Origin of the sequence: Pseudomonas extremaustralis (genome assembly GCF_900102035.1) — a bacterium.
In the GTDB taxonomy this organism is placed as follows: domain Bacteria; phylum Pseudomonadota; class Gammaproteobacteria; order Pseudomonadales; family Pseudomonadaceae; genus Aquipseudomonas; species Aquipseudomonas extremaustralis.
Map to the genome: position 1 here is coordinate 305,952 of NZ_LT629689.1, position 11,665 is coordinate 317,616.

An 11,665-nucleotide genomic window follows, 5' to 3' on the forward strand; every position below is an offset into this window, starting at 1 on the left:
TCCGCCCAGGCGGTTATTCGATCTCCAGTAAAACCTGGCGATTTCGCACCTGGTCGCCCGCTATGACCTGCACGCCCTTGACCACACCGTCCATGCCGGCCTTCAGCGGATGCTCCATTTTCATCGCTTCGAGCACCAGCAGCAGTTGGCCTTGGGTGACACGGTCACCGGTGCTGACCCGCACGTCGACGATCGCGCCGTCCATCGGCGCCTTGACGGTGCCGCTGCCGACGTCGGCCTGGCGAGCGGCGACCTGCTGGGTGCGGTTGATCACGGTCACGCTGGGCAACCACAGTTGGGTGCCTTCAAGGTGATAAGCGACGCGCCGACGAATGCCGTTGATCACCAGCGTGGCCCAGCGACCGTCGGTGGTGAGGTGGCTGATGTCGAGGCCATTGACCTGCAGGCGGTCGTGTTCCAACACGCTGACGGTGATGTCCTGGATGTCATCGTTCACCGCCAGGCGATAGCGCCAGGGCAGCGTGGCGTTGTTGTGCCATCCCGATAAACCCTGGTGATGCCGGGCGGCGCTGTGGCGATAAAACAGCGCGGCAGCCAACGCCAGCTGTTCAGCGGACGCCGTGTGACGTGGAATGTCGCTGAAGTGTTCGGCGATAAACCCAGTGCTGAAATCGCCGTCGATAAAATCCGCGTGCTTGAGCAGATCGGCCAGCAGCCTCTGGTTACTCGCGACCCCCAGCAGCAGCGTGTCCTCCACCGCCCGCAGCAATTTGCGCCGGGCCTCTTCGCGGGTGGCGCCGTGGGCGATGATCTTGCCCAGCATCGGGTCATAGAACGGGCTGATGCATTGGCCTTCCAGCATCCCATGGTCAACCCGCACGCCGGCCGCCGGTTCCCAGCGCACAACCTCACCGGTTTGCGGCAGAAAGCCTTGGGCCGGGTCTTCGGCGTACAGGCGAACTTCCATGGCGTGGCCGCTCAGGCTCACATCGGCCTGGGTCAGCGGCAGGGGCTGGCCGGCGGCGACCTGCAGTTGCCAATTCACCAAGTCGAGACCGGTGATCAACTCGGTCACCGGGTGTTCCACTTGCAGGCGGGTGTTCATCTCCAGGAAGTAGAAGCGGCCGTCGCGGTCGAGGAGGAATTCCACGGTGCCGGCGCCGACGTAATCCACCGCGCGCCCGGCCTTGAGCGCGGCCTCGCCCATGGCCTGGCGCAACGCGGGCGTCATCACCGGGCAGGGCGCTTCTTCGATGATTTTCTGATGGCGGCGCTGGATCGAGCAGTCGCGCTCGCCGAGGTAGATAAGCTGGCCATGGCTGTCGCCGAACAGCTGGATTTCGACGTGGCGCGGCTCGATCAGCGCTTGCTCGAGGATCAGTTCGTCGCTGCCAAACGCGTTCAGGGCTTCGGAGCGGGCGGTGCGCAGTTGTTCCAGCAGATCCTCGCGTTGCTGGACCCGGCGCATGCCGCGTCCGCCGCCGCCGGCGCTGGCTTTGATCATCAGCGGGAAGCCGATGCGCTCGGCTTCGCGTTGCAGGCTGCCGTCATCCTGCGCGCTGCCCTGGTAGCCGGCGATGCACGGCACACCGGCCTCGAGCATCGCCAGTTTGGAGCGGCGCTTGCTGCCCATCAGCTCGATGGCCTGCGGGCTTGGGCCGATGAAGGTGAGGCCGGCTTGCTGGCAGGCGCGGGCGAAGTCAGGGTTTTCCGAGAGGAAGCCATAGCCGGGATGGATGGCGTCGGCGCCGGTTCTCCGCGCCGCATCGAGGATCGCCGGGATGTTGAGATAGGACTGCTGCACCGGGGCGGGGCCGATGTGCACGGCTTCGTCGGCCATCTGCACGTGCAGGGCCTGGGCGTCGGCGTCGCTGTAGACCGCCACGGTGCGATAGCCCAAGGCCTGGGCGGTGCGCTGTATGCGGCAGGCGATTTCGCCGCGGTTGGCGATCAGGATCTTGGTGAATGTGGGCATTGGGCTATTCCTGGGCGAAGGTGATGTAGAGGCTGGCCTCATCGGGAGCAAGCCCCCTCCCACCGCTTGAAATGCGTTTCTTCTGTGGTAGGGGGCTTGCTCCCGATGGCGTCATTTGCACCAACTCGGCTTGCGCTTGTGCACAAACGCCTGCGTCCCCTCAATCCCTTCTTCCCCGTTCACCGCCTCGGCAAACCACTGCGCCGCCTGGTCCAGCAACGGCCCCAACGGCTGCTCCACACTGGCCAGCAATAGCGCCTTGGTGCGTGCATTAGCCCCTGGCGCACAGCGCAGCACGTCTCCCAGCACTTCATCCAGGCGCTGGGCCAAGGCCTGCGGATCGTGCTCGGTGAAATGCACCACACCCAATCGCTGCGCTTCAATGCCGTCAAACCTGGCCGCCGTCAGCGCCAGCCGTCGTGCTTGGGTCAGGCCGATGCGCTTGACCACGAACGGCGCGATCTGCGCCGGCAGCAAACCCAGGCTGGTTTCCGGTAAACCGAACTGCGCCTTATGGTCGGCAATCGCAATATCGCTGACGCATGCCAAACCAAAGCCGCCGCCGAGTACCGCGCCCTGCAGCACCACGATCACCACTTGCGGCAGCGCTTCCACGGCTTGCAGCAAGGTGCCGAACGCACGGTTCAACGCCTGTAACTGCGGTGTGCCGCCGATGCGAGCCATGTCCTTCACATCCGCCCCGGCACAGAAGTGCCCGCCCGCGCCGCTGATCACCACGGCGCGCGCCTGGCTGTCGAGTTGCGCCAGTACCGCGCTCAATTCGTTGACCATCTCCAGGCTCATCGCGTTGCGGCATTCGGGACGGTTGAGGGTGATGTGCAGCACGCCGTTATGGGCCTCGAGCAGCAGGGTGTTCATGACTTTTTCCCCGGCAGCGTGCCCATCAGTTTGCAGATGATGCCCAGCATGATCTCGTCGGCACCGCCGCCGATCGACACCAGGCGCACGTCGCGATACGCCCGCGCCACCGGGTTGTCCCACATGAACCCCATGCCGCCCCAGTATTGCAGGCAACTGTCGCTGACTTCGCGGCCCAGGCGTCCGGCCTTGAGCTTGGCCATCGACGCCAACCGTGTCACGTCCTGGCCTTTGATGTACTGCTCGGTGGCCTGATAGACCAGGGCGCGCAGGCATTCGATTTCGGTGGACAACTCGGCCAGGCGAAAGTGGATCACCTGGTTGTCGATCAGCGCCTTGCCGAAGGTCTGGCGTTCCTTGCAGTACTCGATGGTGCTGTCGATGCAATATTCCAGGCCCTTGATCATATTGGCCGCGCCAAACAGGCGTTCTTCCTGGAACTGCAGCATCTGCATCATGAAGCCCGCGCCTTCGTGGCCAATACGGTTGCGTTGCGGCACGCGCACGCCGTCGAAGAACACCTGGGCGGTCTCGGAGCTGTGCATGCCGAGCTTTTCCAGGGGCGGGCTGACGCTGATGCCGGGGGTGTTCATCGGCACCATGATCAGCGACTTGTTGATGTGCGGCTTGTCGTCGGAGGTGTTGGCCAACAGGCAGATAAAGTCAGCGCTGGGCGAGTTGGTGATCCACATTTTGCTGCCATTGATCACGTAGTCGTCGCCGTCTTTGCGCGCGTGGGTTTTCAGCCCGGCCACATCGGAGCCCGCGCCGGTTTCCGACACACCGATGCAGCCCACTTGCTCGCCGCTGATGGCCGGGCGCAGGAATTCTTCGCGCAGTTCATCGGAGCCGAAGCGGGCGAGGGCGGGGGTGCACATGTCGGTCTGCACGCCGATGGACATGGGAATGCCGCCGCAGCGGATGGTGCCGAATTCTTCGGCGGCGACGATCGAGTAGCTGTAGTCCAGGCCCAGGCCGCCGAACTGTTCTGGCTTGGAAATGCCCAGCAGGCCGAGGTCGCCGGCCTTGCGCAAGATCTCGTGGATGGGAAAGCGCCCGGCTTTTTCCCATGCATCCACGTGGGGGTTGATTTCACGGTCGACGAAGGCGCGGACGGTGCGGCGCAGTTCCTGGTGTTCCTGGGTAAAGATCATTTTTTGTTGTTCTCCCGATCGTTAGAAACGTGCCACACCGAAGCTGTTGGGGTGCAATTGCCGCGCCTCGGCCTCCTGGCAGATATCCAGCACAAACCCCAGCAAAATCCGGGTATCCCGTGGGTCGATCAGCCCGTCGTCCCACAGGTTCGCACTGCCGTACAACGCGGTGGATTGGCTGTCGAGCTTCTGCGCGGTGACCTGTTCCAGCATGTCCAGCATCTTGGGGTCGGGCACCAGACCGTCCTTCAACTGCTTGGCCTCGGTGACGATCCGCAGCACCTTGCCCGCTTGCGCGCCGCCCATCACCGCCGTGCGGCTGTTGGGCCAGGCGAAGATAAAACGCGGGTCCAGGCCCCGGCCGCACATCGCATAATTGCCGGCGCCGTAGGAGCCGCCGACCACCACCGTGAGTTTAGGCACCCGCGCGTTGGCCACCGCCTGGATCATCTTCGCGCCGTGCTTGATCACCCCCTGCTGCTCGGACTCGGTGCCCACCATGAACCCGGTGGTGTTGTGCAGGAACAGCAGCGGCGTGTGGCTCTGGTCGCACAGCTGGATAAACTGCGCAGCCTTGCTCGCGCCCTTGGGCGTGATCGGGCCGTTGTTGCCGATCACGCCGACGGCGCGGCCATGAATATGCAGATGGCCGCAGACGGTGTGGGCATCGAACTCGCCCTTGAACTCAAGAAAGACTGAGCCGTCCGCCAGGCGTGCGAGGATTTCGCGCACGTCATAGGTTTTTTTCGGGTCGTCCGGGATCAGCCCGAGCAGGTCGTCGATGGGATACAACGGCTCGGTGTACGCCCGTGCTGGCGCGGGCGGCAGATGATCGTTCCAGGGCAACAGGCTGACGATCTCGCGCACGATACGCACGCCGTCGGCGTCGTTTTCCGCCAGGTATTCAGCGGTGCCGGCGGTTTGCGCGTGCATCTCGGCGCCGCCCAGTTCCTCGTCGGTGGCGACTTCGCCGGTGGCGGCCTTGAGCAGCGGTGGCCCGGCCAGGAACAGTTTGGCTTTGCCGCGCACCACCACCACGTAGTCCGACAGCCCCGGCTGGTACGCCCCGCCCGCCGTCGCCGAGCCATGCACCACGGTGATCTGCGGCAACCCCATGGCCGACATGCGCGCCTGATTGGCAAAACTGCGCGCGCCTTCGACGAAAATCTCCGCCGCGTAATTGAGGTTGGCGCCGCCGCTTTCGGCCAGGGTCACCACCGGCAGTTTGTTTTCCACCGCGATCTGTTGCAGGCGCAGGGATTTCTTCAGGCCCGTGGGGGAAATGGTGCCGCCCTTGATCGCGCTGTTATTGGCCACCACCAGCACGCGCACGCCACTGACATAACCGATGCCAGCGATCAGCCCGCCGCCGGCGCCGCTGCCGTCCTTGTCGTCGTGGAGTTTGTAACCGGCCAGGCTGGCCAGCTCCAGGAACGGTGCGCCGGGGTCCAGCAGCAGGTTCAGACGTTCGCGCGGCAGCAACTGGCCGCGTCGGTCGAACTTGGGTTTGGCTTCCTGCGCCTTGGCGAGCACGTGCTGTTCCAGCTGGCGCAGTAGCGCGATGGCCGCGAGCATGGTCGCGCGGTTGTGGGCGAACTGTGGGCTGTGAGGGTCGATCGAGCTTTCAATCACCGGCATGGTTTATTGCTCCGCCTTGAGCACATCGGGCAGGTAGGCGCGGTGGAAACCGTTGAACGGTGCGCTCGGCGACTGTGTCTGGTGCAACGGCCAGGCGCGACTGCCCAGGTTGGCGGCGCCATCGATGCGCAGGGTGCTGCCGCTGATGAAAGCGGCGGCGGGGCTGAGCAGAAACACGATGGCCGCGCTGACTTCCGACTCGGTGCCGATGCGCTTGAGGGGCACGTGTTCGCGCAGGGTCGGGATCAGCGCCTTGAACGCGCCTTCGTAGGTGTCCATGCCGCTGGAGGCAATCCAGCCCGGCGCCACGGCATTGACCCGCACCCCGGCGTAGCCCCACTCGAAGGCGGCGGTCTTGGTGAGGTTGTCCATGCCTGCGCGCGCCGCGCCCGAGTGGCCCATGCCGGGCATGCCGCCCCACATGTCGGCGAGCATGTTGACGATGGCGCCACCGTGCTTGCTCATGGATTGGTTGAACACTTCCCGCGCCATCAGGAAACCGCCGACCAGGTTGGTGCGCAACACGGTTTCAAAGCCTTTTTGATTGATCGAGGCCAGGGGCGACGGGTACTGGCCGCCGGCATTGTTGACCAGGCCGTGGATGGCACCGTGCTCGTGGACGATCTGGCTGACCAGCGCCTTCACCGCCTCTTCATCGCGGATGTCGCAGGCTTGCCAATGGGCGCTGCCGCCGTCTTCGGCGATTTGCGCCGCGACCTGTTCCAGCTTGTGCGCTTTGCGTCCCACCAGGATCACCCGCGCGCCAAGGGCCGCCAGCTCATGGGCGGTGCAGCGGCCAATCCCACTGCCGCCGCCGGTGACGATCACGGTGTGGCCCTGGAACAGGTCGGCTTTGAAGATCGAATCGTAGGCCACGGCAACGCTCCTTTAAGTGAGTTGATCGGCGAGGTGTTGCGGCACGGCGATGGGGATTTCCAGCAGTTGCTGGGCGAAGGCCTTGCCTTGCGGATCGATGCGCAGGCTGGCGATACCGCCGCCGCCCAGGGCGTTTTCCAGCAGGAAGTTGAGGCTATGGCTGCCGGGCAGGTACCAGCGTTGGACGCGGCCGTGGACGGGGTCGAGCACGTGGCTCATCCAGTCGACGATGACTTCCGGGGTCAGGGCTTCGGCGATCCACGGCAGGTATTCGGGGGCGCGAGCGATGACCCCGATATTGCTGTGGTTGCCCTTGTCGCCGGAGCGCGCCACGGCGAGTTTCACCAGCGGCACACTGGCGTCGGCGCGGCCTTGGGGTTTGGGCGGATCCCTCGGTGCGGCAGGCACGCGAGGCGCCTCGGCGATGGGTAGCGTGCAGGCGAGGCGTTCGCCCTGGAAGTCGATGTTTACCTCGCAGGCGGCCTTATCGATCAGGAACGAAAACAGCCGAATCAGCGGATACACCGTGGGTCGTCCGCCGACAATGCCGGTCAGCCCCGGCGCCATGCCGGTGGCCGCCTGGGCTATCTCGCGGGCGAACAGCACCAGCGCCGGTTTGCTCGGGTGGCGCACGGCCAGCTTGAGCACCACCTCGCGGGTGTCATGGCGCTTGGCGTGGGCGCCATAGGTCGCTTCGCTGCCGAGCAGTTCGATGTTCACCTCGGTGTAGGGCGCCCAACCGCGCTGGCTGAACAGTTCCGAGGTTTTGTCGATGATTGCCTGGCTGACCCGTTCGGCCTTGGCCACCGCGTCGATTCCGGCGATCAGGCAACTGGCGGTGCAGCGAAAACCATCCGGGCAGGTGGCGCTGACTTTGTACTGGTCGGTGGGTGGCAAGCCCTTGGCGCCGTGCAGGCGCACGCGGTTTTTGCCTTGCTGCTGCACTTTGACCTGGCTGAAGTCGCAGATCACATCGGGCAGTAAATAGGCGTGCGGATCGCCGATTTCATACAGCAGCTGTTCGGCCACGCTGAGCTCGCTGATCAAGCCGCCCGTGCCTTCGACTTTATTGACGGTGAACTGGCCGTCGGCGCTGACCTCGACGATGGGAAAACCGATGTGCGCGTAGTCCGGCACGTCGCGCCAATCGGTGAAATTGCCGCCGGTGCATTGGGCGCCGCATTCGATGATGTGCCCGGCCAGGGCGGCTTGGGCGAGGCGGTCGTAGTCGTGCCACGACCAGTTGAATTCATGCACCAGCGCTGCGCTGACCACTGCGCTGTCGACCACGCGACCGGTGATGACGATATCCGCGCCCAGTGCCAGCGCCTGGGTAATGCCCGGCGCACCGAGGTAGGCATTCGCGGATAGGCACATCGGCGGCAATGGTGTGCCGTTGAACATGTCGGTGAGGCCGTGCAGGTGTTTGAGCTGGGGTTGCAGGTCGTCGCCCAGCAGCACGGCGATCTTCAGCGGCAACTGGGCCTTGTCGCAGGCCGCTTGCAGGGCGGCGGCGCAGGCTTGCGGGTGGATGCCGCCGGCGTTGCTGATCACGCGAATGCCCTGGTGCTGGATATCGCCCAGCAACGGCGTCAGGACTTCGACAAAGTCGCTGGCATAACCGGCCTGGGGATCTTTCATTCGCGCACCGGCAAGGATCGACATGGTGACTTCCGCCAGGTAGTCGAACACCAGGTAATCGAGCCTGCCGCCGTGCACCAGTTGGGCGGCGGCGGTGCAGGTGTCGCCCCAGAAGGCGCTGGCGCAGCCGATACGAACCGTCTTGCTCATGAGAAATCCTTCCTCGAATGGCTGTTGGCGAGACTACCAAGCAAGCGCTTGGTTTGTAAACGCTGCCGACAAGTTTTAGCCAAGCGCTTGCTTGGGTGGCGGTCACGGCCTAAATTGCCGGCCAAGACGTCCGCGCAAGTAGAGGAGAAAGGCATGGATGAGCACAAAGCCCTGCAGGTGATGCGCACTCTGGTCGACGGCGGTGAATTGACCGACCCCGACAGTGCCCGGGGCAAGTTGCTGCAAACGGCGGCGCATCTGTTTCGCAACAAAGGCTTCGAACGCACCACGGTGCGCGACCTGGCCGGTGCCGTGGGGATTCAGTCCGGCAGCATCTTTCATCACTTCAAGAGCAAGGACGAGATCCTGCGCGCGGTGATGGAAGAAACCATTCGCTACAACACCGCACTGATGCGCGCCTCGCTGGAAGAGGCGAGCAACGTGCGCGAACGCGTGCTGGCGCTGATTCGTTGCGAATTGCAATCGATCATGGGCGGCAGCGGCGAGGCCATGGCGGTGCTGGTGTACGAATGGCGCTCGCTGTCGGCCGAAGGCCAGGCCAGGGTGCTGGCGCTGCGTGATGTATACGAAGAGATCTGGCTGCAAGTGCTGGGCGAGGCCAAGGTCGCCGGCTATATCCGGGGCGATGTGTTTATCACCCGGCGCTTTCTCACCGGCGCTTTGTCCTGGACCACCACTTGGTTCCGCGCCGAGGGCAGCCTCACGCTCGAAGAGTTGGCTGAGCAAGCACTGCTGATGGTTCTGAAAGCCGACTGAGGTGCAAGCGATTAATTTGCAGGTGAAAAGTTGTCTCTCTGGACAAAACCGCCTAGCTTATCGCCATCAATGTAGCGAACGGTGTGTGCCTCGATGTATTCGCCCTGGCGGCTGGCTGCAGGACTGACTTTATGGGCATTGGGCACCCTGTGGTGGATGCCGGCTTCGGCTGCGCAATTGGTGCGCATTGGCGCCGCGCATTTCCCGCCCTATACCGTACGCCCCGAGCAGGGCGCCGACACCGGGTTGCTGCCGCAACTGGTGGACGCGCTGAACGCTTCGCAAACCGACTATCAATTCGTGCTCGTGCCCACCTCGATCCCCCGACGTTTCCGGGATTTCGAGCAAGGTCGGGTCGATATGGCGATCTTTGAAAATCCCGACTGGGGCTGGCAGGAGATTGCCCATACCAGTGTCGACATGGGGCTTGAAGATGCGGAAGTATTCGTCGCGCTGCGTAAGCCCGAGCGCGATCAAGGTTATTTTGCCGACCTCGCCGGCAAGCGCCTGGCGGTGTTCAGCGGTTATCACTACGCCTTTGCCAACTTCAACCCCGACCCCAAGTACGTGGCCACGCACTTCAACGCCACGTTGACCTATTCCCACGACAGCAACCTGCTGATGGTCGCCCGCGGGCGTGCCGATATCGCGCTGGTGACCCGTTCGTACCTGAGCGATTTCATGGTGCGCAATGCCGATATGGCGGGGCAGCTCATGGTGTCGCAGCGTATCGATCAGGTGTACCACCACTACGCCTTGCTGCGGCCCAAGGCACCGATCAGCGGCGTCGCGTTTGCCGAACTGCTCAAACGTTTGCGAGACAGCGGAGAGATGCTGAAAATCTTCGAGCCCTATCGGATTGATGTGATGGCCGTGCCCTGAGTCCGTGGGCTTCCAGATGCGCTGCGTTATCGTTGAGGTTCTTCGCGAGCAAGCTCGCTCCTACGGGGGCGGCGGGGTCAGATCCGCCGTGCAAACGTATCGCTATGGTTGCCCGACACCTTGCGGCAATGCACCAATGCATCGCGAATCATGAAGTTCACCAGGGTTGGCGAGACGCCCAGTTCCTTGGCGATGTCCTTTTGCGGCACGCCGTGCAGACGGTACATCTCGAACGCATAGCGGGTACGCTGGGGCAACTCCGTCAGGGCGTCGGCGATGTTTTCCAGGGTGTTGAAATTGATGTGAGAGGTTTCCGGTGAAGCGCCGTGAATGACCACATTCAAGCCTTCCTCTTCGGTCCCCGAATATTTGAGCTCCAGGGCCTGCTTGCGGTAGTGATCGATCGCCAGGTTGCGCACGATCTGGAACAGGTAACTCAATTGCGCCTTGAACGATGAGGTAATCGTCGGCGCCGATTGCAGCCGGAAGTAAGCGTCCTGCACGACGTCTTCGGCTCGGGAGCGGCACCCGGTAATGCGTGCCGCGATCTTCACCAGGATCAATCGATTGTCGACGAATGCCTGGAGAAGCGGTGAGTCGCACCTGCCTGTGGATACTGGTTCCATCATGGAAATCACCTTGTCGCTGAAGAGGTTGGGGGAGGGCGTCCGTGCTGATGCCTCCTACACATCGGGCAACAAATTATGATGAATGATAATGATTGTCAAATGAGAAGCATAACTAATCTTATGCTTTTCGCGTGGGTGTGAACCGCGTCTCGCGTGTTCCCGGCGACTAATTATTTGCCGGTGCCGTCCGTTCTTCTGGGTGACAGGTCCGTGAGTCAAGCGGCCAAGGATCAACACCCGCAGGAGGACGAGATGGGTTTGTATCGTGCACACAGCGTATTTCGGTGTGGAGTGCTTGAGGGATGAGTACGCCGACGCGACTGCGCTTGTTCTGCCTGCCCTACTCGGGTGCCAGTGCCATGGTTTACGTGCGTTGGCGCCGGGCGCTGCCGGACTGGTTGCAGGTGTGCCCGCTGGAATTGCCTGGGCGTGGCAGGCGCATGGATGAACCGCTGCAGAGCGATATCAAGGCCCTGGCCGCGCAGCTCGCGGAAGAAATCAGCCGCGACTTGAATGGTCCCTATGCGCTGTTCGGCCATAGCCTCGGCGGCCTGCTGGCCTTCGAGCTGGCCCATGCGTTAAGTGCGCGCAATCTGCCGGCGCCGCTGGCGTTGTTCGCCTCCGGCACCGCCGGCCCGGCGCGGCGTGATGTCAGCGAATACGCCCGCGCCAAGACCGACGAGCAACTGATCGCCCGCCTGCGCGAACTGCAAGGCACCGCCGAAGAAGCCCTGGCCAACCCCGAATTGATGCAATTGATGCTGCCGATCCTGCGCGCCGACTTCCTGCTGTGCGGCAGCTTCAGTTATGGCGAGCGCGCGCTGCTGGATATGCCGATCCACGTGTTCGGTGGCAAGCAGGACAGCGTGCGCGCCGACCAGTTGCTCGACTGGCAACTCGAGGCGGCCAGCGGCTTTTCCCTGGACATGTTCGACGGTCACCACTTCTTCCTCATCCAGCACGAAAGCGCCGTGCTGCGCTGCGTCCGGCGCTACGCCGACGAACACCTGGCCCGCTGGCGCAACGGCGCGGCGCGGCAACTGGCCGCTGGCTGACAGCGTTTCGATTCCCGAATTTCCCGTAAGCCGATTTCAGGCAGGAAC

Annotated in this window: 10 protein-coding genes; 3 read left to right on the forward strand and 7 right to left on the reverse strand. The window is 63.5% G+C overall.

Annotation, left to right across the window (positions count from 1 at the left end):
• Window positions 1–13: 13 nt before the first annotated feature.
• The 6 genes from BLR63_RS01465 to BLR63_RS01490 form a co-directional block, all read right to left on the reverse strand.
• Entirely contained in the window at window positions 14–1,936 is a 1,923-nt protein-coding gene (locus BLR63_RS01465; protein ID WP_010566375.1) for an acetyl/propionyl/methylcrotonyl-CoA carboxylase subunit alpha, read from the reverse strand.
• A gap of 111 nt (window positions 1,937–2,047) precedes the next feature.
• Window positions 2,048–2,815: an enoyl-CoA hydratase/isomerase family protein gene (locus tag BLR63_RS01470; protein WP_010566376.1), complete on the reverse strand. Its 768-nt coding sequence runs from the start codon at window positions 2,813–2,815 to the stop codon at window positions 2,048–2,050.
• Window positions 2,812–3,969 (reverse strand): citronellyl-CoA dehydrogenase, encoded by a 1,158-nt coding sequence (gene atuD, locus BLR63_RS01475; RefSeq protein ID WP_010566377.1) that lies wholly within the window; start codon window positions 3,967–3,969, stop codon window positions 2,812–2,814. The genes BLR63_RS01470 and atuD overlap by 4 nt, the downstream gene beginning before the upstream one ends.
• A gap of 21 nt (window positions 3,970–3,990) precedes the next feature.
• Entirely contained in the window at window positions 3,991–5,607 is a 1,617-nt protein-coding gene (gene atuC / locus BLR63_RS01480) for a geranyl-CoA carboxylase subunit beta (protein ID WP_010566378.1), read from the reverse strand.
• 3 nt (window positions 5,608–5,610) lie between these two features.
• Window positions 5,611–6,483 (reverse strand): SDR family oxidoreductase, encoded by an 873-nt coding sequence (locus tag BLR63_RS01485; protein WP_010566379.1) that lies wholly within the window; start codon window positions 6,481–6,483, stop codon window positions 5,611–5,613.
• A gap of 12 nt (window positions 6,484–6,495) precedes the next feature.
• Window positions 6,496–8,274 carry an acyclic terpene utilization AtuA family protein gene (locus BLR63_RS01490; protein ID WP_010566380.1) on the reverse strand — a complete coding sequence of 593 codons (1,779 nt, stop codon included), beginning with the start codon at window positions 8,272–8,274 and terminating at the stop codon, window positions 6,496–6,498.
• Window positions 8,275–8,427: 153 nt separating this feature from the next.
• Between BLR63_RS01490 and BLR63_RS01495 the strand changes: the two genes are divergently transcribed.
• Together BLR63_RS01495 and BLR63_RS01500 are read left to right on the forward strand one after the other, a co-directional pair.
• The gene (locus BLR63_RS01495) at window positions 8,428–9,051 is read left to right on the forward strand and encodes a TetR/AcrR family transcriptional regulator (protein WP_010566381.1); all 624 of its coding nucleotides are present in this window, start codon (window positions 8,428–8,430) and stop codon (window positions 9,049–9,051) included.
• A gap of 93 nt (window positions 9,052–9,144) precedes the next feature.
• Window positions 9,145–9,933 carry a substrate-binding periplasmic protein gene (locus BLR63_RS01500; RefSeq protein ID WP_081480380.1) on the forward strand — a complete coding sequence of 263 codons (789 nt, stop codon included), beginning with the start codon at window positions 9,145–9,147 and terminating at the stop codon, window positions 9,931–9,933.
• Between the two features lie 77 nt (window positions 9,934–10,010).
• Here BLR63_RS01500 and BLR63_RS01505 read toward each other — a convergent pair whose 3' ends face one another.
• Window positions 10,011–10,562 carry an RNA polymerase factor sigma-70 gene (locus tag BLR63_RS01505; RefSeq protein ID WP_042947196.1) on the reverse strand — a complete coding sequence of 184 codons (552 nt, stop codon included), beginning with the start codon at window positions 10,560–10,562 and terminating at the stop codon, window positions 10,011–10,013.
• A 302-nt stretch (window positions 10,563–10,864) separates the two neighbouring features.
• Between BLR63_RS01505 and BLR63_RS01510 the strand changes: the two genes are divergently transcribed.
• On the forward strand, window positions 10,865–11,617 hold the full coding sequence (locus tag BLR63_RS01510; RefSeq protein WP_010566384.1) for a thioesterase II family protein: 753 nt from the start codon (window positions 10,865–10,867) through the stop codon (window positions 11,615–11,617).
• The last annotated feature ends 48 nt before the right edge of the window (window positions 11,618–11,665 follow it).

What these genes read in the sequence shown, in the direction of transcription:
- BLR63_RS01510 (WP_010566384.1), top strand. Translation starts at nt 10,865, where the DNA reads ATGAGTACGCCGACGCGACTGCGCTTGTTCTGCCTGCCCTACTCGGGT.
- atuC (WP_010566378.1), bottom strand. Translation starts at nt 5,607, where the DNA reads ATGCCGGTGATTGAAAGCTCGATCGACCCTCACAGCCCACAGTTCGCC.
- BLR63_RS01495 (WP_010566381.1), top strand. Translation starts at nt 8,428, where the DNA reads ATGGATGAGCACAAAGCCCTGCAGGTGATGCGCACTCTGGTCGACGGC.
- BLR63_RS01490 (WP_010566380.1), bottom strand. Translation starts at nt 8,274, where the DNA reads ATGAGCAAGACGGTTCGTATCGGCTGCGCCAGCGCCTTCTGGGGCGAC.
- BLR63_RS01470 (WP_010566376.1), bottom strand. Translation starts at nt 2,815, where the DNA reads ATGAACACCCTGCTGCTCGAGGCCCATAACGGCGTGCTGCACATCACC.
- BLR63_RS01465 (WP_010566375.1), bottom strand. Translation starts at nt 1,936, where the DNA reads ATGCCCACATTCACCAAGATCCTGATCGCCAACCGCGGCGAAATCGCC.
- BLR63_RS01500 (WP_081480380.1), top strand. Translation starts at nt 9,145, where the DNA reads ATGTATTCGCCCTGGCGGCTGGCTGCAGGACTGACTTTATGGGCATTG.
- BLR63_RS01505 (WP_042947196.1), bottom strand. Translation starts at nt 10,562, where the DNA reads ATGATGGAACCAGTATCCACAGGCAGGTGCGACTCACCGCTTCTCCAG.
- atuD (WP_010566377.1), bottom strand. Translation starts at nt 3,969, where the DNA reads ATGATCTTTACCCAGGAACACCAGGAACTGCGCCGCACCGTCCGCGCC.